Source organism: Almyronema sp. (assembly GCF_052168255.1).
GTDB classification, from domain to species: Bacteria; Cyanobacteriota; Cyanobacteriia; order Phormidesmidales; family Phormidesmidaceae; genus Sphaerothrix; species Sphaerothrix epifaneia.
The window spans coordinates 70638-93105 of sequence record NZ_JBQLZL010000042.1; the positions used below are offsets into that span (position 1 = coordinate 70638).

Annotated in this window: 18 protein-coding genes; 12 read left to right on the plus strand and 6 right to left on the minus strand. The window is 51.1% G+C overall.

The window, feature by feature from the left end; genetic code table 11:
* Window positions 1-155: 155 nt before the first annotated feature.
* Complete coding sequence (gene psb34, locus ACTS3T_RS09580) at window positions 156-326, minus strand: photosystem II assembly protein Psb34 (RefSeq protein WP_377961858.1); 171 nt, start codon at window positions 324-326, stop codon at window positions 156-158.
* A 383-nt stretch (window positions 327-709) separates the two neighbouring features.
* On the opposite strand from psb34, the gene ACTS3T_RS09585 reads away from it, so the two are divergent.
* Both ACTS3T_RS09585 and ACTS3T_RS09590 read left to right on the plus strand, forming a co-directional pair.
* The gene (locus ACTS3T_RS09585; protein ID WP_377961855.1) at window positions 710-1360 is read left to right on the plus strand and encodes a hypothetical protein; all 651 of its coding nucleotides are present in this window, start codon (window positions 710-712) and stop codon (window positions 1358-1360) included.
* Window positions 1361-1460: 100 nt separating this feature from the next.
* Window positions 1461-2150 (plus strand): nuclease-related domain-containing protein, encoded by a 690-nt coding sequence (locus ACTS3T_RS09590; protein ID WP_377961852.1) that lies wholly within the window; start codon window positions 1461-1463, stop codon window positions 2148-2150.
* Between the two features lie 14 nt (window positions 2151-2164).
* Here the strand turns inward: ACTS3T_RS09590 and acsF are convergent, their stop codons facing one another.
* On the minus strand, window positions 2165-3226 hold the full coding sequence (gene acsF, locus ACTS3T_RS09595) for a magnesium-protoporphyrin IX monomethyl ester (oxidative) cyclase (protein ID WP_377961850.1): 1062 nt from the start codon (window positions 3224-3226) through the stop codon (window positions 2165-2167).
* Window positions 3227-3637: 411 nt separating this feature from the next.
* Between acsF and hemF the strand changes: the two genes are divergently transcribed.
* The 4 genes from hemF (at window position 3638) to ACTS3T_RS09615 (ending at window position 7399) form a co-directional block, all read left to right on the plus strand.
* Window positions 3638-4672 carry an oxygen-dependent coproporphyrinogen oxidase gene (gene hemF / locus ACTS3T_RS09600; protein WP_462934924.1) on the plus strand — a complete coding sequence of 345 codons (1035 nt, stop codon included), beginning with the start codon at window positions 3638-3640 and terminating at the stop codon, window positions 4670-4672.
* 68 nt (window positions 4673-4740) lie between these two features.
* A complete protein-coding gene (locus ACTS3T_RS09605; protein ID WP_377961847.1) occupies window positions 4741-5493 on the plus strand; it encodes a biliverdin-producing heme oxygenase in 753 nt (250 codons plus the stop codon).
* A 143-nt stretch (window positions 5494-5636) separates the two neighbouring features.
* Window positions 5637-6743: an NAD(P)H-dependent flavin oxidoreductase gene (locus ACTS3T_RS09610; protein WP_377961844.1), complete on the plus strand. Its 1107-nt coding sequence runs from the start codon at window positions 5637-5639 to the stop codon at window positions 6741-6743.
* 23 nt (window positions 6744-6766) lie between these two features.
* Window positions 6767-7399 carry a 4Fe-4S single cluster domain-containing protein gene (locus ACTS3T_RS09615; protein WP_377961841.1) on the plus strand — a complete coding sequence of 211 codons (633 nt, stop codon included), beginning with the start codon at window positions 6767-6769 and terminating at the stop codon, window positions 7397-7399.
* Between the two features lie 25 nt (window positions 7400-7424).
* Here ACTS3T_RS09615 and ACTS3T_RS09620 read toward each other — a convergent pair whose 3' ends face one another.
* Window positions 7425-8093 carry a cofactor assembly of complex C subunit B gene (locus ACTS3T_RS09620; RefSeq protein ID WP_377961838.1) on the minus strand — a complete coding sequence of 223 codons (669 nt, stop codon included), beginning with the start codon at window positions 8091-8093 and terminating at the stop codon, window positions 7425-7427.
* On the opposite strand from ACTS3T_RS09620, the gene ACTS3T_RS09625 reads away from it, so the two are divergent.
* Window positions 8092-9507 carry a D-alanyl-D-alanine carboxypeptidase gene (locus ACTS3T_RS09625; RefSeq protein WP_377961835.1) on the plus strand — a complete coding sequence of 472 codons (1416 nt, stop codon included), beginning with the start codon at window positions 8092-8094 and terminating at the stop codon, window positions 9505-9507. The two genes, ACTS3T_RS09620 and ACTS3T_RS09625, sit on opposite strands and share 2 nt — an antisense overlap.
* Here ACTS3T_RS09625 and ACTS3T_RS09630 read toward each other — a convergent pair.
* Complete coding sequence (locus ACTS3T_RS09630) at window positions 9504-10616, minus strand: ATP-dependent 6-phosphofructokinase (protein ID WP_377961832.1); 1113 nt, start codon at window positions 10614-10616, stop codon at window positions 9504-9506. The two genes, ACTS3T_RS09625 and ACTS3T_RS09630, sit on opposite strands and share 4 nt — an antisense overlap.
* Window positions 10617-11111: 495 nt before the next feature.
* Between ACTS3T_RS09630 and fbp the strand changes: the two genes are divergently transcribed.
* From fbp to ACTS3T_RS09655, 5 genes are all read left to right on the plus strand, one after another.
* The gene (gene fbp, locus ACTS3T_RS09635) at window positions 11112-12176 is read left to right on the plus strand and encodes a class 1 fructose-bisphosphatase (protein ID WP_377961830.1); all 1065 of its coding nucleotides are present in this window, start codon (window positions 11112-11114) and stop codon (window positions 12174-12176) included.
* Between the two features lie 89 nt (window positions 12177-12265).
* The gene (tal, locus tag ACTS3T_RS09640; protein ID WP_377961827.1) at window positions 12266-13411 is read left to right on the plus strand and encodes a transaldolase; all 1146 of its coding nucleotides are present in this window, start codon (window positions 12266-12268) and stop codon (window positions 13409-13411) included.
* Between the two features lie 108 nt (window positions 13412-13519).
* Window positions 13520-15049, plus strand: a complete 1530-nt coding sequence (zwf, locus tag ACTS3T_RS09645) for a glucose-6-phosphate dehydrogenase (RefSeq protein WP_377961824.1) — start codon at window positions 13520-13522, stop codon at window positions 15047-15049.
* A gap of 161 nt (window positions 15050-15210) precedes the next feature.
* Entirely contained in the window at window positions 15211-16542 is a 1332-nt protein-coding gene (gene opcA, locus ACTS3T_RS09650; protein ID WP_377961821.1) for a glucose-6-phosphate dehydrogenase assembly protein OpcA, read from the plus strand.
* A 334-nt stretch (window positions 16543-16876) separates the two neighbouring features.
* The gene (locus tag ACTS3T_RS09655; protein ID WP_377961818.1) at window positions 16877-17089 is read left to right on the plus strand and encodes a DUF2283 domain-containing protein; all 213 of its coding nucleotides are present in this window, start codon (window positions 16877-16879) and stop codon (window positions 17087-17089) included.
* Between the two features lie 193 nt (window positions 17090-17282).
* Here the strand turns inward: ACTS3T_RS09655 and sigC are convergent, their stop codons facing one another.
* Entirely contained in the window at window positions 17283-18548 is a 1266-nt protein-coding gene (gene sigC, locus ACTS3T_RS09660) for an RNA polymerase sigma factor SigC (RefSeq protein ID WP_377961815.1), read from the minus strand.
* Window positions 18549-18890: 342 nt separating this feature from the next.
* Complete coding sequence (locus ACTS3T_RS09665; protein ID WP_377961812.1) at window positions 18891-22163, minus strand: DEAD/DEAH box helicase; 3273 nt, start codon at window positions 22161-22163, stop codon at window positions 18891-18893.
* Window positions 22164-22468 lie beyond the last annotated feature (305 nt).

A 22468-nucleotide genomic window follows, 5' to 3' on the forward strand; every position in this document is an offset into this window, starting at 1 on the left:
ACTTCGCGTTGCAAATAGCGACTACGCTTGCTTCTTTTCTGTTTAACAGCCGCGATCGCTCGTTTCAGGACAATCTAAAAAAAACTCATGCAGCCCGGTCTTCAAGCTGCATGAGTTCAAGGTTAATAAATTAATGAATTAGCGGATGACGCTAATTAAGAAACCGAAGCCGCTACATAGCATAGGCCACTGATCAAGGCTAAACCCAAGGCTCCTAAAATAACGTAGTTGCGTTTTTGTGCGCCTGTTGGCGGCTCAGCCTCGTACATTTTAGGTTCTCTGGCAAAGTTGTTGAGGCGTCCGCCTTCTTCAGTGGTATATGGCATAAGCAGTTATCCTTACGGTTTCGTTTAATCTATCTTAACAAAGATTAACGCAAATACTGGCAGCTTTAGAAATATTTTTTAATTTTGCCTTTACCTGCGATGCGGATTCCTTTGACCCATCAGGGTTTGACGGATTTGTAACTTTTGCAGCATTGTTTGGCGGCTCTGGAGCAAAAGTCTTGCGGGCGGCGTGGGGGGGCTTCTTTCTCATTTATTGCTGTCGCCACCAGCGTTAAAACACTGCGATCGCTGAAAGCGGCTAGACAAAAAAAGCTTTTCTTCTGCCCTCAGCCTCTATCTATATAAGACTTTGGGTAAACGACTTGCGGAGTTAGTCGCCAGTCGGGTGAAGTCTATGCCAGTGGTTTACGAGCGATGGCGCGATGGAACAAGCCTGGATTTTTGTAATTGCGACTTTAGTGTTTGCGATAGCGCTGGGATTGCGACTTTATTTCGCTCATAGGCGTACGCAAGCCATTGCTGCTCTAGCTTCTCAGTTGGGTTTGACGTTTTTAGACAAAGGGAATCATCTAATCCCGGCGCTGATTTGGAACTTTGACCTGTTTTCTAAAGGGCGATCGCGTCGGGTTCACAACGTCTTGAAAGGTCGGGCGAACGGCGCGGACGTCTGTTTGTTCGACTATAGCTACCGAACAGGGAGCGGCAAAAACTCCAGTACGCACTATCACACCGTGGCTTTGCTGTGGACAGAAAAGCTAGATTTGCCCACCTTTCTGCTCATACCCGAAAATCTGTTTCATAAAATTGGCCGTGTTTTTGGCTACCGCGACATTGACTTTGGCGACTATCCTCAGTTTTCGCAGCGGTACTTGCTACGCGGAACTGATGAAGCCCGAATTCGCCAGGTTTTTGATTATCGGGTGATTCCCTTCTACGAGCAGCGGCAGCGTACCTGCACAGAAGGGGCAGGCCATGCCTTCATTTATTACCGCACCGACGGTAGGCTTAGCCCCGATCGCTGGTCTAGTTTACTCAACGAAGCTCAAACCGTTGTCGGTTTGCTGAGTAGATGAGCCTTTAGACAATTTAAAGTCTTGTCAAACCCAGCCCCGACAGACTTTTGAGGTTGTCGCTGGCGTTTATGATAAAAAACGCAGTTAGCCAAAATGGGTCATGGTGCGATCGCCCCGACGGGCCGGACAAAATGTACGCCGAATGGCCTTACAGCGACGCTCTAAAGCCGTCTATTGGTGGTTGGCGGCGCTAGGGTTGGCGATCGCGCCCTTGATGTTGCAAACAGCGATCGCTGATTTTGCTAAGGCTTCCAAACGCTCGGTGTGGCTACCTCCTCCGCTCTATGTCTGTGCCTACGGCCTGTTTTTGACCGGATCGGCGGTTTCGATTTGGCACGGTAAAAAGTTTTGGCAGCAGGCCAACCGAGCCGATCGCGGTGCCCAAGCAGAGGAGGACATTGCTCAACTGCTACAACCTTTAGTAGCAGAAGGCTGGCGCTTTGAATATAACCTGCCGCTGCAAAACCGTTTGGGAGACGCTGATATTGTCTGCTTTTCGCCCAAAAAGCGGGTTTACGTGATTGATGTTAAATCTCACCAAGGCGAAGTACATTTTGATGGCAACCGCCTCTACCGCCAAATGGGTAAACAGACCTATGGGTTTGAAAAAGACTTCCTACGGCAATGCATGAAGCAGGCTTTTCAGGTCAAGCGGCAGCTTCGAGTTCGCTATGTAACAGCGGTGTTAGCCTTTTCTCAGGCTAGCGTCAAAACCCGCCACGGTAAGCTACGCGGTGTATATGTAGTACGGCGATCGCGCTTGGTTAAGCTATTACAGCAGCTAGGCTAAGCAGCTATCCGGCCTTAGCGCACGGTTCCACGTAAGGCTTCAGCATCGATCGGCTTAATTAAATAGAGCCTGACTAAATCGCCAACAATGCCAGCCACTAGCGGAATTTTGCGTAACAGCTTCCAAGCTTTAGGGGCTTTGCTTTGGTCAATTTCTTTGAGCTTCAGATTACGCTCGGAACAGCGATCGAGCCGCTTGAAAAAGTCAGGATGATCGACGTTGAGAATGACCGGAAATGCTCTAGCAGAGGTGTCGTTGGTTTGGCGAATAACCTCAGCGTCAAACTGAGTAGCCTCTAAGCCCAGCATGTCATAAAACTTGGCGCGTTCATGCACCGTTAGTGTATGCGTAGCAAACACAGAAAGCAAAAAGAAACGGCTCCAAAGGCGAGACTGCCAGGTTTGCCACATTTGAGGCTGCGATCGCAATAGCGCTTTGAAAATATCGCCGTGACGATTTTCATCCTGACACCAGCTTTCAAAATAGTTGAACAGCGGATAAAAGCGATGTTCGGGGTGTTGCTCTAGATGGCGATAGATCAGGATATAGCGCCAGTAACCAATTTTCTCTGAAAGGTAAACCGCATAAATAATCCACTCAATCGGAAAGAACGTATAGGTACGGTTTTGGGTGAGCTTAGCCAGATCCAGCGAAAGATTAAAATCTGACATCGCTTTATTCAGAAATCCGGCATGACGCGCCTCATCACGCGCCATCAGCGAAAAAATTTCTGCCAGAATCGGGCTGCGCTTTTTCAGCTTGCGTGACAGTTCTTTAAACAGCAAAAAGCCAGAAAACTCCGAAACACAAGATCGCTCCAGATAGTCTACAAAAGCTTGCCGTTCTTCCCCCTGAATATGCTCCCAGCCCTGCTTAAACCCCTGATCGCGGACAAAGTGATGGCGATTGTAATCAGCCCGCATTTCCACCAGCATCGCTTGTAAATCGACCTCGCCAGCCGAAAGATCTAAGCTAGCCGCCTTTTCAAAATCTGTTGTGTAAAAACGGGGGGTGAGTAAGTTCTCGGCAACTTCAACTTTAGAACGGGGGGCGGGGGATGAGACGGTATTTACCATATAAATTTCGCTCCAAAAGTCTTAATCACTAAATAGCTATAAAAAGAATAGTATGAGTTGCGGCCATCCTTGCAGCCTTTACATTTTTTCACTCACCTTAGACGACTACCCAAAGTTGTTGATTTGGGCTGGGGCAGCGCACCCCTGACGCCGATCCGCTTTTACAGCTATAGCCGTAGCGACAAACGTTGCCCCACTTCGCTGGCTGAAAGCCTCTAACAAAAGGACTTTCCTTTTGCCCTCAGCCTTGAGCCGCTAGCGATCAAGGCCGCCTGCCTGCTGTCAGCAAACGCCACCGATAGCCAAACCCCACCAAACCCGTGTGTGAAGTTTTGAAACGAGAATTGCTTAAATCGTTTAATCGCTATATGGTGATGAATGTAAATTTTATCCGACTCAGTAAGATTCCCTATGAGTTTTCAAAGCAACTCGCCTCAACAGCTTGAGGCTCAAATGGTGCCCCCCGCCGATGCCCGTCAGCGATTTAAGCGCTATGTGCAGACGCTTCAAGATCAGATTTGTGCGGCTTTAGAACAGCTAGATGGCGAAGCTCAATTTCAAGAAGATCCCTGGCAGCGAAGCGAAGGCGGCGGCGGTCGTACGCGAGTCATTAGCGGTGGGCGAGTTTTTGAGCAGGGCGGGGTCAACTTTTCCGAGGTTTGGGGAGATACCCTACCCCCGGCTATCTTAAGCCAGCGGCCTGAAGCAGCAGGGAATGACTTTTATGCAACGGGGACTTCGATGGTGCTGCATCCGCGTAACCCCTATGTGCCGACGGTGCATCTCAACTATCGCTACTTTGAAGCTGGCCCGGTTTGGTGGTTTGGGGGTGGGGTTGATTTAACACCCTACTATCCTCGACTGGAAGATGTCATTCATTTTCACTCTGTGATAAAGCAAGCCTGTGAGGCTCATCATCCTGAGTTTTACCCGGCCTTTAAGCATTGGTGTGATGAGTACTTCTATCTCAAGCACCGCCAAGAAAGTCGGGGGATTGGAGGGATTTTCTTTGATTATTTAGACTATCGCGGCCATCTCTATGCGGGGCCTGACCTAGGCGGAGTGGCTGGCCGCTATAGTCAGCGCGTTGGGCCAGTGGCTCGTAGTTGGGAAGAGTTGTTTGCCTTTGTGCAGAGTTGTGGCAATGCCTTTTTACCCGCTTATGTGCCGATTGTGGAACGACACCAGGATCAACCCTATGGCGATCGCGAACGCAATTTTCAGCTTTATCGGCGCGGTCGCTATGTCGAATTTAACTTGGTCTATGACCGAGGAACGGTGTTTGGCTTGCAAACCAATGGTCGTACCGAATCAATTTTGATGTCTTTACCCCCGCTGGCTCGCTGGCAATACGGCTACACCCCTGCTGCCAATAGCCCAGAAGCTGAATTGTATTCTACCTATCTCAAACCTCAAGACTGGTTGATGTTGCAATCTGCGCTTTAGCACCGCGCTAAAAACGCGTGGCTCAAACTTCCGCTTCACAAAGCCGTTGATTTTCTCAGGTTTAAAACATGATGTATCCGTTGTCCGCCCAGCTTCGGGCAGGAACGCAAGCCTCCCATACGCTGGCAGAAAATACTGCTTTTATGAAATGCTTTTTGCAAGGCAGGGTCGTCAAATCTGCTTTCCGTCAGCTACTGGCTAATCTGTATTTCGTTTACCGCACGTTAGAAGTTGAAATGTTGCGGCACCGGGCAGATGCGATCGCTGGGCCTTTGTATTTTCCAGAACTGTTGCGTACTGCCAATTTAGAAGACGATTTGGCTTATTACTACGGCGAAAACTGGCGTAACCAAGTGGTTCCTGCTGCCGCAGGAGAAGCATACGTCGCCCGCATTCGCGAAGTTTCGTTGAAAAATCCGGCCTTGCTGGTTGCCCATGCCTATGTGCGCTATATGGGCGATCTCTCCGGCGGCCAAGGGCTGAAAAAAATTGCGCGGGCGGCTATGCAGCTACCCAGCGATCGCGGTACTGGTTTGCATGAGTTTGCTCAAATACCGACCGTCGAGGCGCAGCGAGCCTTTAAGGCCAAGTATCGCGATGTGCTCGACCAGTTACCGCTAGAGGCAGACCTAGCTCAAGCCATTGTCGATGAAGCGAATCATGCTTTTTGGCTCAATCGCAATCTGCTGCAATCGCTAACAGACCAAGTCAGAACAGCCATTGGCGATCGCACGTTTGAGCAAATCATGCAGCAACCGCAACCGGGTCACACCGAGCCGCATCCTGATCCCACCTCGGCGGTGTTGGTTTCAGCGGAATAGGGGCTAATTTTTAGCGTCTCCGTTTCGCCCCACAGTTTTTGTTAAGGCTCCAGAATGGATCTCCTCTCATCCCCGTCCAGGGGATTTTCTGCATCTGCCGCTTTATTCTTCACTTTTCTTTTTGATAGGTTAACGCTTACCCTATGACAGCACTCAGTCCCTTAAAAATTGGTCAGCACCTCGCTCAGTACCCCATCATCCAGGGAGGCATGGGGATTCGTATTTCAGGTGCTAACCTGGCGGCTGCCGTCGCCAACTCAGGCGGCATTGGCACTATTTCGGCGGTTGGCTTGGGCATGAATTCGCCCTATTTCGACCCGACCGCCACCAACCCTAAACAGCGACAAATTCAGTTTGCCGAAGCCAATCGGCTAGCCCTAATTGACGAACTTAATAAAGCTCGCTTTTTCAGCCCCGACGGCATTTTGGCTGTCAATATTATGGTGGCGGCTCGTGATTATGAAACCCTGGTGCAAACAGCGGCTCACCACGGAGCCAATCTCATTATTTCGGGGGCGGGCTTGCCCCTCAACCTTCCCCAACTAACCCAGGCCACACCTGATGTAGCGCTAGTGCCGATTGTCTCTAGCAGCCGCGCTGCTCAACTGATTTGCCGCAAATGGCAAAAAAGCTATGGCCGTTTACCCGATGCTTTTATCGTCGAAGATCCCCACTTTGCAGGTGGACATTTGGGGGCAAAAGTTGAAACCCTAGGGCAGCCTGAGGTGGCGATCGCCTCTGTTATTCCGGCTTTATTGGCTTACCTGCACGACGATTTAGAAGCCGATATCCCCGTAATTGCAGCAGGCGGCATTTGGGATCGATCTGATATTGAACGCGCCCTGGCGTTAGGAGCCAGCGGTGTTCAAATCGGCACTCGCTTTATCACCACTGACGAATGTGACGCCGATATTCGCTACAAAGAATTTCATCTCCAGGCTGAGCCTGAAGATGTGGTTTTGGTACCCAGTCCAGTTGGGCTGCCCGGTCGCGCCCTACGGAACGCGTTTGCCGATACGGTTTTGTCTACAGGCACACCCAATCCGAAAGGACTGTGTCTGGCGAACTGTTTGCAGGTGTGTAAATTTCGCGATCGGCGAGAAACCTATTGCATCCTCAAAGCCTTAGACCGCGCGGCTCGCGGCGAGGTAGAAACAGGGCTGGTTTTTGCGGGTAGCAATGCTGGCCGCGCCGAGAAAATCGTGTCTGTGGCTGAACTGATGGCTGAACTAACCGCTGACGCTATGTAGATCAAGAAAGGAGGCTAAATATCATGGCTGCTTTCCCCCCGGCATCGCCGCTGCTTTCCCCTTTGGCATCCATACTACCAGAACACCTGAATCTGATGGGATACGTAGATCGATCTGAAGTCAACGGGCCAGACTGTCGGGCAGTCGTGTGGGTGCAGGGTTGCTGCCGCCAGTGTTCTGGCTGCTTTAATCCTCAGTCTTGGTCGTTTGCCCCAAACCAAATTATTTCTGTTGAGGCTCTGGTCAATCGCATTTTGCGTGAACCGCGCAACCAGGGCGTAACCTTTTCGGGGGGTGAACCTTTTTGGCAAGCTGTGGCCTTAGCTGAAGTCGCTCGGCAGGTGAAAGCGCAAGGGTTAAGCGTTATGTCTTTTTCAGGGTTTACCTGGGAACAGTTACAGGCAGAATCAGCCCCTGTCGGCTCTCAGGCTTTGTTAGCGCAGCTCGATATTTTAGTAGATGGCCCCTATGTAGAATCGCTAGCCATTCACGAGGCGACCTCTCCTGTGTCTTCCCAAAATCAGCGGGTTCATGTCTTCAACCCAGCGCTTAAAAACGCTATTAACTGGGCGAGCGATCAAATGGAAGTTCATATTTTTCCTGATGGCAGTCGCCTGTTTACCGGATATCGCGGCCAGGTAGGGCTGTTTGACTAGCCCAGCTTGATGATCGCGCTGGCGGTTAAGACGGGGTTGAAGCAGAGGGCGCGATCGCCTGATCTAGGGTATTGCCCAGCTTATCGGCAATGCCCGCAATCCAGGTTTCGTCTTGCTGGGTGTAGCTGCGAGGGGCATTGGCTGCTAAAATGAGCGCCCCGCCGTTGCCCATCGGCTGACAGATCACGCCTTGCGTGTTTTCGGGTAGGTAGTCAAATTCGACCCGACCGGGGTAAATTTTGAGGCTAACCAGGTAGACCGGAGCTTGTTTAGCCAGCACCCGCTGCAAAATGGCTCCGGGCTTCACCTCTGCCACCGGGCCTAAAGTGCCACGGCGCATAATTACCTGGCCTTGATAGTAAGCAACCACCGATCGCGTAACGGTGTTAGTTAGCAAAAGATGAGAAGCCCAGGCCAGTTCTGTCTGCACAACTTCCGGCAGGTCTTTGCCTAGCTCAAAGCCAGATTCACCCACCAGTTCTACCGCTTCGGGGGGCTTGGGCTGAATTTGCTGCCATAACAGCCCCGTTAGAATCAAAACGGCGCTAATAATGACGCCTAAGGCATCCGATCGCGCTTGTGAGTCAGTCAGCACGGGCGTTGCCAAGCGGTTGACCATTAGCAGGGTTCCGGCGATCGCACCGACTACAATAGGAAGACGGCGCAGGACTAGGGTTTGATCCGGCTTTGCCATGAACTGGGCGGTTGAAACTCACAGTTCTAGTGTATCTTTACCAGGTAAAACGTCTGTTCTCTGGGTGAGTGTATCCATGATGGGGTTGTTACCAATGATGGGGATGGGCCTGCTTTCCTTTGTGATGGGGGGGAGCCAAAGTCAGCCGCTAGTCGCCTCTAACCTGGACACCATTGAGTTAGCGGTGCAGTGGCGGTCTCCCTGGGTTGCCCAACTGTTTGAACCTGATCCCGCCGCCTCGGCGATCGCCCAACAATATCTGGCAAATTTAGCCAACCAGGGGCTAGGGGCGAATACCCAAGGTTTGTTCTTTTTTACTGGCAGTACCACCGAAACCTACCACCAAGCAACCACGCCCCTACCGGCCGCTTCATTAACCAAAATTGCCACAACGCTGGCGGCTCTCTCCACCTGGCGACCCGATCATCGCTTTGAAACGCTGGTGGGGGTCACTGGCCCGATTGAAAATGGCGTCGTCAGCGGTAATTTAGTCGTGCGTAGCGGCAGCGATCCCTTTTTTGTCTGGGAAGAGGCGATCGCTTTAGGCAACGCCTTACAGGCGGCTGGCATTTCAACGGTAGAAGGCGATCTCATTGTTTTGGGCGACTTTACCATGAACTTTGAAGCAGACCCGTACCGCGCTGGTGAGCTGCTAGAGCAGGCGATCGACGCGCAGCGCTGGTCGTCCGAAATTGAGAGCCAGTATCAAGCTCTACCCCCCAATACCCCTCACCCCCAGGTGTCGATTCAAGGCGGCATTCAAGTACAGCCCCTCGATGCGGTTGGCCAAGTATCGGCTTGGGTCGTACAGCATCAGTCTTTGCCGCTGGTGGCTATTCTCAAAGCGATGAATATCTACAGCAACAATGTCATGGCTGAGCAGATGGCTGATCTGGCTGGAGGGGCTGCTGTTGTGATGGCGAAGGTAGCTGAAAAGACAAGGGTTCCAGCCAACGAAATTCAGTTGGTCAATGGGTCAGGATTAGGCGTAGAAAATCAGATCTCACCGCGCATGGTGGTGGCGATGCTGACCACGCTAGAGCGGATGCTGCAAGCAGAAGGCTATACCATTGCCGATGTTTTGCCCGTGGCGGGTCGCGATACGGGCACTTTAGCCTACCGAGATTTACCTGCCCACGCCGCTTTGAAAACAGGTAGCTTAGCGACCGTCAGTTCCTTAGCCGGGGTGTTTCCTACCCGCGATCGCGCTTTGGTGTGGTTTGCCATTCTCAATCAGGGCGGCAATTTAGAGGGGCTACGCCAAGGGCAGGATAACTTGCTTAAAGCGATGCAGCAGCATTGGGGTAGCCCTACGACCGTTTCCGATCGCCTTCAGCCCAGCGTTGATTTTGATCAACCGCTCTATCAATTGGGCAATCCCCAACGCAATCAGGCATTTGTCGCCGGGAACTAACGTCTAGCTGCATCTAGCTTGACGGCGTGATCCCCAAAACAAATACCAATCGAGCGCGCCGTTCTAACCAGAATGTCGTCTGGATCGACAGCGCGGTACTGAGCGATCGCCTCAGCAATCGGCACGCTAATGACATCGCGATCGTACCAGCTCACCATATGGTCAAACTTGCCTTCGGCAATCAAATCGACTGCGGCTACCCCAAAAGCGCTAGCCAGCACCCGATCTAACGGAGACGGCACCCCACCCCGCTGCACATGCCCCAAAACTGTTACCCGCGTTTCGGCACCGCTGCAATCAGAAATGGTATCAGCTAAGTATTGACCAATGCCGCCTAGACGACACTGCCCCAGGCGATTGGTTTGGGTCACCTTGCAGCCCGTTTCGTCACAGACTGATTCAGCGACCACCATCAGCGCAAAATTGCGCCCACGTTGGTGCAACTGTTCAATTGCCTGACAAACATTGTCAATCGTATAGGCAATTTCGGGGATCAAAATAATATCGGCACCCCCTGCAATGCCAGCGTTAAGGGCAATATGCCCTGCATCGCGCCCCATCACTTCTAAAATCATCACCCGCGAGTGGCTAGCAGCGGTAAAATGCAGGCGATCGAGGGCTTCTGTGGCGATGTTAACAGCCGTATCAAAGCCGACAGAGCGTTCGGTACTGCCAAGGTCGTTGTCAATCGTTTTGGGAATAGCCACCAAATTGATCCCACCCTGCTGGGCTAGCTGACGCAAAATCGCCAAACTGCCATCTCCACCGATGCCAATTAGCGCATCCAAATTCATCTGGTGGTAGCCTGCAATGATTTCTTCAGAGCGATCGCGCAGACTACCATCCGGCATGGGATAAGCAAAAGGATTGCCTTTGTTGGTGGTGCCTAAAATAGTGCCGCCTAGCGTTAGCAGCGGGTAAGTATCTGAAAGGCCAAATTGAATGTACTCCGGTGGGCGGTGCATTAACCCGTGAGTAGCGCGGCAGATGCCAAACACTTCCCAGTCGTAAGTGCCAATAGCTCGGTGGGTAACTGCGCGAATGGCGGCGTTCAACCCGGCACAGTCTCCCCCACTGGTGAGAATTCCAATCCGTTTGATTTTGCTCATGTCATTCCCTCTTGATGTGAGCTATCAAGACTATCCGGTATTAAAGGCGCTGGTAATCTGTTGTGCAGAAAATTTTTAATTTTTGGCCGAGTGTTGATAGCGGCCACGTTGTCAATGTCAACACCTCATTATTTTTAGGCAGGCGTTGAACCCTGAGAAACTCTCATTTTGCTGCTAGCCAAAATCTCGTAACCCTGAATATACCAGCTTTAGAGAAACCCGACCTGGAATGAAAGAGGGTAGAAATAGGCGCTTGCGGAGATTTGCTAATCTTTTTTTAATCATCAAGTTTTACAAAGTCTGAACCCACAAATTCGCTAATTTTACAGGCGGCGATCGCGATTTCTATAGTTCGTCTAAAGCTTAGCAACGGTCTTTAAATTGCCTACCTAATATGGAACCAATGGGCGGTGGCAAACCCCAATCAATCTGTTAATTGATGTAATAACGGCGTCTCTGCCTGAGAAGACGCAAAAAATTTAGGAGGAAAACGATATGGTTAACGGCTACCAGCCAGCCCAGGCAGCAGCTTTAGACCGCGACTGCATGACCCTTTCACGCCACGTCTTGCAACAGCTTCAAAGCTTTGGCCCAGAAGCGCAAGACCTCAGCGCTTTGATGAATCGGATTGCCTTAGCGGGCAAGCTGATTGCCCGACGGCTCACCCATGCAGGGCTAATGGAAGATGCATTGGGCTTTACGGGCCGCACCAATGTTCAGGGTGAAGACGTCAAACGGATGGACGTTTTTGCCAACGACGTTTTTATCTCCGTCTTTAAGCAAAGCGGGCTGGTATGCCGCTTAGCCTCTGAAGAAATGGAAAAACCTTACTACATTCCTGAAAATTGCCCAGTGGGGCGCTACACGCTGCTCTACGACCCCATTGACGGCTCTTCTAATGTGGACATTAACCTCAATGTCGGCTCCATTTTTGCCATTCGCCAACAAACGGGCGACGATGTTGACCAAAGCGCCGCCGATTTGCTGCAAGACGGCCACGAACAAATTGCGGCAGGCTATATCTTGTATGGCCCCAGCACGGTTCTGGTTTACTCCATGGGTTATGGCGTCCACGCCTTCACCTTAGACCCCAGTTTGGGAGAATTTATCCTGTCTAGTGAAAATATTCGGATACCCGAACATGGCCCAACCTATAGCGTCAACGAAGGGAATTTCTGGCAATGGGAGGATTCAATCCGTGATTTTATTCGTTATGTTCATAGACATGACGGTTACTCAGCCCGCTACAGTGGCGCTTTAGTCGGCGACTTTCATCGCATTTTGATGCAAGGCGGCGTGTTTCTTTACCCCGGCACGGTCAAAAAGCCTGAAGGTAAGCTGCGACTCCTCTACGAAACAGCGCCTTTGGCCTACTTAGCCGAGCAAGCGGGGGGACGAGCCAGCACGGGCACTCAGCCGATTTTGCAAGTGGTACCCGATAAGCTACATGCACGGACGCCTTTGGTGATTGGTAGTAGCGATGACGTGGCGCTGGTTGAATCTTTTATTAGCGAACGCCAGCGGGAAGCTGAGGCTGAACTAGCAGCTTCTCAATCTTAGGCAGGCGAGTTAATCCTTAGGCAGGCGAGTTAATCCGCATTTGAAGTCACTGTTTTTTAGTTCTTACCAGTTGTTATCAGGAGATTTATATGGCTGCTACTGCAGACAACCCCATTCTTCACCTCAAAGATTATGGCCAGAGTGTTTGGATGGACAACCTCAGCCGCGACATTTTGCAATCGGGTGAGTTAGAAAAGCTCATTGAAAGCCGCGATGTGCATGGCATTACCTCTAATCCAGCCATTTTCCAAAAGGCGATCGCCGGAAATGCCATCTACGACCAGGATATTGAAGCGGGTATCCGGGCGGGCAAGTCAGTGGAAGAAATTTACGAGTCGCTGGTGTTTGAAGACATTCGCCGCGCTTGCGACACGCTGATGCCCATTTATCAGCAAACCCAGGGTTTAGATGGTTACGTTAGTTTAGAAGTCCCCCCCAGTTTGGCTCGCGACCACGAAGAGACAACGGCAACCGCCCGCCGCTACTTCAGCGATCTGAATCGACCCAACCTGATGATTAAGATCCCAGGGACGCCAGAGGGGGTTCCTGCAATTGAGCGAGCTATCAGCGAAGGTATCAACGTCAATGTGACGCTGCTCTTTTCCGTCGATGCTTATCAAGAAGCGGCCTGGGCTTACATTCGCGGTCTAGAGAAGCGAGTTGAACAAGGCGAAGATATTAGCCAGATAGCGTCGGTCGCTAGCTTCTTCCTTAGCCGCATTGACACCAAAGTAGACGATCGCGTTGATGAACTGCTAGTGGGCGAAGACAACCTCAGTCAAAAAGCCAAGCTGCAAGCCGTCAAAGGCGAAGTCGCGATCGCCAACGCTAAAATCGCTTATCAGGAATACAAAAAGATAATCAATAGCGATCGCTGGCAAGCCCTCGCGCAAAAAGGCGCTAAAGTACAGCGGCTATTGTGGGCTAGCACCAGCACCAAAAATCCTGACTACAGCGATGTTATGTACGTTGACGAGTTAATCGGCCCGGATACCGTCAACACCCTACCCCCCGACACTATCGAAGCTTGTGCTGATCACTGCGACGTTGACAGCCGCATTGAAACAGAAGTCGATCAAGCCTATCAGCTAATCGACAGTTTGCCTGAACTGGGGATTCAGCTCGACCAAATCATGGATGAACTGCTCGAAGAAGGTATCGACAAGTTTGTCCAGCCCTTCGACAAGCTAATGGATTCACTGGTTACCAAAGTCAAGCAGCTATCGCCCGCTTAAGCCCAGCCCGGTTTAACTAACCACGGGAAATCTGCCAAATCTGGTTGATTTCCCGCTGCGGTTGGGTCAATATCATCCCTCACCTGTGTCTTCCTACTCTACGCGCCTATGGTCACCCTACTTGAAAATCCGCTTCGCGTCGGTCTCCAGCAAGATCCGATTCCCGATCCCCAAATTTTGATCATTTTTGGGGCTTCAGGCGATTTAACCCACCGCAAACTAGTGCCCGCTCTTTATCAAATGCGCCGCGAACGGCGTTTGCCGCCAGAAACAACTATCGTAGGGGTTTCTCGACGCGATTGGAGCCATGACTATTTTCGCGATCACCTCAAAGAAGGGGTCGATGAGTTTGGCGGGGGTATTGGTAGCCAAGACCTGTGGGACGATTTTGCTAAAGGACTTTTTTACTGTTCTGGCAATATTGATCAGCCCGAAAGCTATCACAAACTCAAAGCCTTTTTAGCTGAGCTAGACGAAAAGCGGGGCACGCGGGGCAACCGGGTTTTTTATCTATCCGTAGCTCCTCGTTTCTTTGGGGAGGCCGCTCAGCAGCTAGGGAATGCGGGCATGCTGAGCGATCCGAGTAAGCAGCGGCTGGTGATTGAAAAACCTTTTGGCCGCGACTTAGCCTCGGCTAGAGTCTTAAACCGCACCGTTAGCCAGGTTTGTGACGAAAGCCAGATTTACCGAATTGACCACTACTTGGGCAAAGAAACCGTACAAAACCTGATGGTTTTTCGCTTTGCCAACGCTATTTTTGAGCCGCTGTGGAATCGCCAGTTTGTCGATCATGTGCAAATTACGGTGGCTGAAACCGTAGGGCTAGAAGGTCGAGCGGGCTACTACGAAACGGCTGGTGCGCTTAGAGACATGGTGCAAAATCACCTCATGCAGCTGTTTTGCTTAACCGCAATGGAAGCCCCTAACTCTCTAGACGCTAACAGCATTCGCACGGAAAAGGTGAAAGTTATTCAAGCAACGCGCTTAGCTGATCTCAGCGAACTAGAGCTATCAGCCGTGCGAGGGCAATACTCAGCCGGGTGGATGAAGGGCAAACCTGTGCCGGGGTATCGGCAAGAAGAAGGCGCTGATCCCAAATCGACAACGCCAACTTACGCCGCTATTAAGCTCTATGTCGATAACTGGCGTTGGAAAGGGGTGCCCTTTTACATGCGCACAGGTAAGCGCATGCCCAAAAAGGTAACGGAAATTTCTATTCACTTTAAGGAAGTGCCTTACCTGATGTTTCAGTCAGCGGCTAAGCAGATGAACCACAACGTTCTGGCGCTGCGCATTCAGCCTGACGAAGGCATCTCAATGCGATTTGAGGTTAAAACTCCCGGCAATTCGCTTCGTACGCGCTCCGTGGATATGGATTTTCGTTACGATGCTGCTTTTGGTAAAGCAAGTACAGACGCCTATAGCCGTCTTCTGGTGGACTGTATGTTAGGCGACCAAACGCTTTTTACGCGGGGAGATGAGGTTGAAGCTTCTTGGCGAGTTTTGACGCCTTTGTTGCAGGCTTGGGACGCTCCGGCTCCGCCTGAGTCTGTTCCCCTTTATGAGGCTGGCACTTGGGAGCCGGTTGAAGCTGAACTGCTGCTCAATCACGATGGCCGCCGTTGGCGCAGGTTGTAATACCGAATTGGATGAGGAATCAGTAGCATGGAGTTAGTTGACAAAGTATTCAACGGGTCAACTTTTTAACAATTAGCCCTTGCTTGAACTCATCCCTCTTGATTTGACGCCTGTTAATTCTCGCAATGCTAACCCATAATCTCTAATTTCTTTAGACTTTTATGACTACGACTCCTCTTGTGGCGCTTCAAAATCCCAAAGACATTTCTGTCGATGAAATTGAAGCCGAGCTACGTCAGATCTGGCATAGCCAAGATTCAGGTAAGTCTGCCCCCGTTGTCACCCGTGCGGCAACCTTCAGTATGGTGGTTTACGAACCCGAAGAGTTTCAGCAGTTGCTGGCTGCTTTAGGCTTTTACGACGGCCCCATCGACGGAATTCATGGCCCTCAAACTAAAGAGGCGGTAAGAGAGGCTCAAACGGTGTATAAGCTGAGGGTGACTGGACGGGTAGGGCCGTTGACGCTGCAGCGGTTGCGGGACGAATATAAAGCGCTCCCGGCTGAGCGCAAAAGCATCACGAATGAAGACAGACGCGGTTTTACGCTCAGCGATGCGATCGCGGCTCATAATCCCTGCCGGGTAATCACGCTATCACCTGTTCTCGGCGAAGATACAGGGGTAACGGCGCAAGTTTCGGCCTACTGCCCCGTGCAAAAAAGCAGCGGCAGCAATTTGGTTTGTTCGGAATACATCACCCTGCGAGGGACAAAAGCCGCTTTAGAGCGCGTCGGCAACCTAGTCACTTCGCTGATGACGGCTGATTTACCTAAGTTTGCCTGGTGGAAAGCAACACCCAATCCAGAACAACCTCTATTTGAGCAGCTTTTAAGCACCTGCAACTGTGTCATTGTCGATTCTAGTTACTTCAGCGATGCGGAGTCAGAGTTACTGAAAATGCAGGCGCTGATCGAAAAGGGCACCTACATTGCAGACTTAAACTGGCATCGACTCTCGCCGTGGCAAGAACTGACCGCAGCGGCTTTTGATCCGCCAGAGCGACGGGCTAACCTGCTCGAAATTGACAACATCAGTATCGACTACGAAAAAGGCAATGCCTCGCAAGCGCTGATGTTTTTGGGCTGGTTTGCCAGTCGGCTAGAGTGGGAACCCAGCAATTTTGTCGAAGAAGGGGGCGATTACGACATCAAAAAAGTTTACTTCACCGGGGCAAACGGTACCCAAATTGAAGCTGAACTAGCAGCTATTCCAACGGCAGACTGGGGCGAAGTCACTGGAGATTTGACCGGGTTGCGGCTGACTTCAAGCAATGAATCTGCGGATTGCTGTACTATTCTTTGCTCGGAAACAACGGGTTGTATGCGGATGGAAGCAGGGGGTAGCGCTCAGTCTTGTCGTATTGAGCAGGTGACGGCTCTTTCAGACCAAAAAGCGGAATTTATCTTAGGGCAGCAGCTTCAGCGCTGGGGACAAGATGCGCTTTATGAGGAAAGCTTGGCGATGACGACGCAGATTCTAAAGCTCATGCAATAGCTTGCTCAATTTTGAGTACTTTTTGAGACGCGATCGCTGCGTCTTTTTTTGTTGGCTGAGGGGCGGGTTTTAGGCTTTGGCCAGAAAAGGCAGTATTTGTCTGTAGCAATGGGTACAGGGGCAGAAAGACGTTTTGCAGTAGCGTATTGTCTTCAGTTGCCAATGGGGTGGCGATCTATCTGCTATAGCTAAAGACAGAAAGCAAAAGCAAAAAGCAGCATAAAAAGTTTTCTGTTGACGGCTTTCAGCAGGTTGAGGGGGCTTAACCTTAGTGGCTACAGCTATCAGAGTCGCCCAGCGTCAGCTTTTGTTCTACTCGTTGAGTACGTAGTTTATGAAAGTTCAGTACGATCCAGATGCCGATGTCATGCGTATTATCTTTCAGGATGTGTTTGTTGAAGAGACGGCTGAAGAGATCCCCGGCATCGTATTTGACTTTGACCAGGATGGCATTGTTGTTGGCATCGAAATTCTCAAAGCTTCTCAGCGAATCGATAACCCGCACAGTATTGAATACACCGCCTGTTTGAAGTCGCTGAAAGCCTGACGTGTAGCCAACGGCAGAGGGCAAAAGGAAAGCTTTTCTGTCCTAGCAGCTTTCAGCCATGGAAGTGTCTTAACGGTTGTGACTACAGCTGTATTTGAGTGTTTTGACCTTAGGGGTTATGGCTGTAAAAAAGGAGCAGGTTCAACCTGCTCCTGAGTTAGCTATCCGACTGTGTTGAGAGAGGAGAAACCTGTTAGCTCAGCGCTTCTAGATAATCGCGGATGCGGTTACGTCGCTTGGGTTGGCGCAGTTTTTGCAGCGCTTTAGATTCAATTTGACGCACTCGCTCTCGTGACAGGTCGAGGGCACGGCCAATTTCGGCCAAAGAGTAAGGCGTGCCATCGCCTAAGCCAAAGCGCATGCGAATGACTTCTCGCTCACGAGTCGTCAGGTCAGCCAACAACTGTTGCAGGTCGCGGCGCAGCGCTTCGCGCATCAAACTTTCTTCGGGGGAAATGCTGTCAGTTTCTAGCAAATCGCCTAGTTCGGTGTCGCGCTCTTTACCGACTTTGGTTTCGAGCGAGACGGAGCGCGGTACCCGTAATAACACCTCTCGCACCTGAGGCGGCGTCATATCTAGCTCTTTGGCGATATCTTCTACAGTGGGAGTGCGTCCTTGATCTTGCGAGAGTTTGCGCTGAGCTTTTTTGATTTTGTTGAGCTTTTCGGTGATATGAACGGGCAGACGGATGGTGCGGCTTTGAGTCGCGATCGCCCGGGTGATACCCTGGCGAATCCACCAGTAAGCATAGGTGCTAAAGCGGTAGCCTTTGGTGGGATCAAACTTTTCGACAGCGCGTTCTAGACCCAGCGTGCCTTCCTGAATCAGATCTAGCAGCTCAAGCCCACGATTTTGGTACTTCTTGGCGACCGAAACCACCAGTCGCAGGTTCGCTTTGATCATGTGTTCTTTGGCCCGAATGCCTTCAGCAATGGCTTGCTCAAGTTCTTTGGCTGTAATTTCAGCCAGTTCGGCCCATTGCCGCTTGCCCTTCATTAGGATTGGCTTTAGCTCGGCTGCCGGAATCTCAGCTTCACGCGCCCAGCGTTCTAGAGAAGGCCGATGGCTCAGGTGAGAAGTCAAGCGATCGCGGGTTTCCATCAGCTCTACATAGGTTTTGAGCAATCCCCCCTGATCGACTGCTGCCTGATTGCGCATTTCTAGAAGCTGCATATAGCGCTGCACAAACTGAGCTTCTGAAACTTCTTCGTCGCGGCGCAGCAGTCGGACTCTACCAATTTCCTGCAAATAGAGACGAACTAAATCAGTCGTTCGACGAGAACCAGCTTTGGTGGCTGCAAGTTCTTCGGCAACTTGATTGAGTTCAGCCTCATCAAAAGGGGTGAAGGAAAAATCTTCAGCAGCGTCATCACTACTGACTTTTTCGAGGTCAACCACAGAGGGTTCACGGTCAGTATCTAAACGCTCTGTGTCTTGAAAATAAGAGGTAGCTATCATAGCGACTGCTTTCAGTTGCTCCAGTTTGGCTAACAAGGTCTAGCGGGGCCAGCCTCAAGTTAGGGTGCCCACGTATTTAGACTAGCGATCAAACAGCTAAAGTTCCGTTGATAGCTGCAGCCTAAACAATTAACAGGGAAGAAGTGGGGAATAAGTAAAGACTCAATAAAGCCCTATCCCTAAACTGCTCCCAGTCTAATAACGAACGTCCGTCCCCTAGGTGACCGACATCAGCCCCGTAAGCGACTTCGCTCACAAAAACTGAGCAAAGCTGCTACGAGCCGTAGACCTAATCAAGAGCTACAGCTAACCTCTGAGAAATTCCGGAGAAACTGCTTTTATTTAAGACTCGTCAATAATGGCGCTGCGATCGAGTAAGAGCAGGTTGCGCAATTGGTCGGAGTCAAAATCAGTTAGCCACTGTTCTCCTGAACTGACCACTTGCTCGGAAAGGGCTTTTTTATTTTCAATAAGTTCGTGAATGCGTTCTTCCAACGTGCCCGTGCAGACAAATTTATGTACCTGCACGTTACGCGTTTGCCCAATCCGAAACGCCCGATCCGTGGCCTGATTTTCAACGGCTGGGTTCCACCAGCGATCGAAGTGGAAAACGTGGTTAGCACGGGTAAGGTTGAGGCCAACGCCGCCAGCCTTGAGCGATAAGATAAACAGCTTGGGGGCATTGGGATCATGCTGAAAGCGATCGACCATAGCCTCTCGCTGTTTTTGAGAGGTGCTGCCATAAAGAAATAAAGTTTCTTGGCCTAAGTAGCGCTCTAGGTGGGCTTTGAGCAGTTTCCCCCACTCAGAAAATTGGGTAAAAATCAAAGCGCGATCGCCTTCAGCGATCAGTTCTTCTAACATTTCGTCTAGGCGCATTAGTTTGGCTGAGCGATTAACCTTGCCTAAACTTTTTTGCTTCAAAAACTGAGCAGGATGATTACAAATCTGCTTGAGTTTTACGAGCAATGACAAAATTAATCCATGCCGCTGAATGCCTTCTGATTCTTCAATCGCGGCTAGAGAAGCTTCAACTGTTTGCTGATAGAGGCTAGCTTGCTCTGCTGTCAGACCGCAAAACACCGTCATTTCTTGCTTTTCGGGCAGTTCTTGAATAATGCTGCGATCGGTTTTGAGTCGCCGCAAGATAAAGGGTTGCACCAGCGATCGCAACGTTTTTAGCGAAGCCGTATCGCCATAGCGTTCGATGGGGGTAGCAAAGCGTCGCTGGAAAAAGTTGCGCGGCCCCAAATAGCCCGGATTCAAAAAATCTAAAATAGACCACAACTCCGCCAGACGGTTTTCGATGGGCGTTCCTGTCAGGGTAATGCGAAAGTCGGCGGCAATCTCTCGCACGGCTTGCGATTGTTTGGCTTCAGGGTTTTTGATATTTTGGGCTTCATCTAGCACAATGCCCTGCCAGGTAACGGCTTTAAGGTTTTTGAGATCGCGGTGAACCAGCGCGTAGCTAGTGATCACCAAGTCGGTTGCAGCCGCCGCTTTGGCAAAACTTTTCCCCTGAGGCCGTTTATCACCGTGGTAAACCAGCGTTTTGAGCTTAGGCCCAAAACGCCGCACCTCACGTTCCCAATTGCCAATCACAGACGTAGGACAGACTAGTAAGGTGGGGCGCTCTAAGAGGTTGTTTTCTCGCAGATACAGCAAAAAAGCAATTAGCTGAATAGTCTTGCCCAGACCCATATCGTCAGCTAAACAAGCGCCCAATCCCCACTGTTCTAGAAAAGCCAGCCAAGAGACGCCCCTGGCCTGATAAGGCCGAAGCTGTCCGGCAAAGCCCTCTGGTTCAGGGATGGGTTCGAGGGTTTGATTGCCAGTTGTTAGCGTATTAATCAGTTCCTTTAAAGCGCCTGAAGCTTCAAAGCTGACGACGGGCAGCTTTTCAATCACTTGGGTATCGCCCGTGCTAATGCGCAGCGCATCTTCAACCGAAAAGCTCATCTGCTCAGGTCGCTGCTTAAAAAAGGTTTGAGCCGCTTTGACGTCTTGGGGCCGCAACTCAACCCATTTGCCGTTGATCTCTACCAAGGGCGATTGTTTTGAAAGTAGCTGCTGAAATTCTCGCTGAGACAGTTTTTCGCCAGCTAGCGTTAGTTCCCACTGAAAATTGAGCAAGCTTTGTAGCCCCAATCGCTGTCGCTGCTGTCGCTGGGGTGCTTCAGCTCGAATGCTCAGCCCTAGGCGATTGTCTAGTTCAGCCTGCTGGCTAACGAGGCTAGGCGGCAAGATAACGCCAAATCCACTGTCTTGCAACCGCCAAGCAGCCGCTTTAATAAATTCAAAGGCTTGAATCGGATCTAGCACACAGGCTTGAGGTCGCTGGGTTTGCAAACTATCGTGGATCGGCTGATAAAGGCGGGCAGCCCGACCCAACCCGGCTAAAAAGTTTTCCTGGGGGTTTTCGAGGGTGCGATTTTGATACAACAACTCATCAACTGGGTTTTCCCAGATGGTGGTAGCTGCCAATAGGACATCGTCATTGTCAGTAGCCTGCATACAGTAGCGTAGCTGCCAGTCTGGGGTGGTTGAGCTGGGTGGCTCTAGCACAAAGCAGGTACGAAAAGCTGCCGTCTGTCCAGCTTGCAGGTTTTGCAGGGGAGCCGTCCAGGTAGCGATCGCTTCTTGCAGTCTTAAAGCTGCTAGCAGATGGGTTTCAAACTGGTGGGTGGTGCTGCCAAGGGCGACTAGCCAGTCGCGGATGGGGATGTCGCTGTCAACGGGGATGTTGGTGGGTAAGGGCTGACTTTGGGCAACCGCTTTGACCTGAGTGTTAACTAAGGTGCTGAGAAAACTCAGCAGCACCTCTTGGGGAGCTGCGAGCAGATCGACAGCAGCAACAGCCGTGTCGGTAGCCGATGTTTGATAAGCTCGGCAAACCGCAGGCATCTGCTGGATGTAGGTGCGCAGTCTGCTCTGATCAATGGCACTATCGAGGAGTAATTGCCAGGTGGCGATCGCGCCATCGGCAGCAGGATGCACTTCGGGCAAAAACTTGGCTCTGGCGAGCAAATCAAGCACCCAACGGGCTATATGCGACCAGTAACAAAGGTCAGAGCCGATGAGGGTAGCGTCTGAGACGGCCTGTCCGAGCGGTAGCCCTTCAAAAAAAGTAAGTGCCTCAGCCGCAGTCAGTTGAAACCCCTCTACCTGCCAGGGAAAAAGCGCCCTATCTGTCTGCTCAGACTCCAGCATTTCGGGCGACGCATTCGAAAGCTGAGGCACAAAGCCATCGGGCTGATTTTGAGTGGGTAAAGCAATAACCTGCGATCGCCAGCCATTGCCTACGCGGGAGGGGGTGGCTGGCTGCGCCACGGCTGTCTTACCCGCACGACGGCGACTGGCAGCTTTACCACCTGAGGCGACAACAGCCTGAAGCATCGCAGCAGGCACCTGAAAGAAAGGCTCTAGCTTGCCAGTTTGCTCAGAGCGGCGGGTAGACGACTCTAAAAAGGCGACCAGCTCCTCTGCCGTCATGCTGTAGGGATGGGGGAGGAGGTTATCGGCTGGAACAGGTACCGTTTCGAGGTGCCGCCAAGTTTCCCCCCAAATAAAAAAGCAGTGGTCTTGTGCTATCCAGTTGCCGTGTAAAATCGCCATGCGCAGTCAAATCGTTCAGAATAGGGCACCCAGGTGCTCTCGAAGTTAGTCAGTATAGGGTATCAGCTTGCGCTTTTTGAGGTTTGCCTTCAGCGGTTCAGCCGTTGAGATATGGGTTGATTCAAGGTTGTGTTACACGGCTTTGCTCAATCCAACAAAATAAAAAGGCAAAACACGGCTAAAAAGCTTTGGATGTCGAAAGCAACCCAACCTGCGTAAACGTGCCGTACCCTCTGCAATGCTGGCCTCATTGTACCGCTTGACCTGCTGTTGCGAAGCAGGATCTACCCGTGGCCGACCTGATA

Coding starts and splice junctions, on each gene's coding strand:
- sigC (WP_377961815.1), bottom strand. CDS start 18,548: ATGATAGCTACCTCTTATTTTCAAGACACAGAGCGTTTAGATACTGAC.
- ACTS3T_RS09630 (WP_377961832.1), bottom strand. CDS start 10,616: ATGAGCAAAATCAAACGGATTGGAATTCTCACCAGTGGGGGAGACTGT.
- ACTS3T_RS09615 (WP_377961841.1), top strand. CDS start 6,767: ATGGCTGCTTTCCCCCCGGCATCGCCGCTGCTTTCCCCTTTGGCATCC.
- ACTS3T_RS09655 (WP_377961818.1), top strand. CDS start 16,877: ATGAAAGTTCAGTACGATCCAGATGCCGATGTCATGCGTATTATCTTT.
- ACTS3T_RS09605 (WP_377961847.1), top strand. CDS start 4,741: ATGATGTATCCGTTGTCCGCCCAGCTTCGGGCAGGAACGCAAGCCTCC.
- fbp (WP_377961830.1), top strand. CDS start 11,112: ATGGTTAACGGCTACCAGCCAGCCCAGGCAGCAGCTTTAGACCGCGAC.
- ACTS3T_RS09625 (WP_377961835.1), top strand. CDS start 8,092: ATGAACTGGGCGGTTGAAACTCACAGTTCTAGTGTATCTTTACCAGGT.
- ACTS3T_RS09665 (WP_377961812.1), bottom strand. CDS start 22,163: ATGGCGATTTTACACGGCAACTGGATAGCACAAGACCACTGCTTTTTT.
- acsF (WP_377961850.1), bottom strand. CDS start 3,226: ATGGTAAATACCGTCTCATCCCCCGCCCCCCGTTCTAAAGTTGAAGTT.
- psb34 (WP_377961858.1), bottom strand. CDS start 326: ATGCCATATACCACTGAAGAAGGCGGACGCCTCAACAACTTTGCCAGA.
- opcA (WP_377961821.1), top strand. CDS start 15,211: ATGACTACGACTCCTCTTGTGGCGCTTCAAAATCCCAAAGACATTTCT.
- zwf (WP_377961824.1), top strand. CDS start 13,520: ATGGTCACCCTACTTGAAAATCCGCTTCGCGTCGGTCTCCAGCAAGAT.
- ACTS3T_RS09590 (WP_377961852.1), top strand. CDS start 1,461: ATGGTGCGATCGCCCCGACGGGCCGGACAAAATGTACGCCGAATGGCC.
- ACTS3T_RS09620 (WP_377961838.1), bottom strand. CDS start 8,093: ATGGCAAAGCCGGATCAAACCCTAGTCCTGCGCCGTCTTCCTATTGTA.
- ACTS3T_RS09585 (WP_377961855.1), top strand. CDS start 710: ATGGAACAAGCCTGGATTTTTGTAATTGCGACTTTAGTGTTTGCGATA.
- hemF (WP_462934924.1), top strand. CDS start 3,638: ATGAGTTTTCAAAGCAACTCGCCTCAACAGCTTGAGGCTCAAATGGTG.
- ACTS3T_RS09610 (WP_377961844.1), top strand. CDS start 5,637: ATGACAGCACTCAGTCCCTTAAAAATTGGTCAGCACCTCGCTCAGTAC.
- tal (WP_377961827.1), top strand. CDS start 12,266: ATGGCTGCTACTGCAGACAACCCCATTCTTCACCTCAAAGATTATGGC.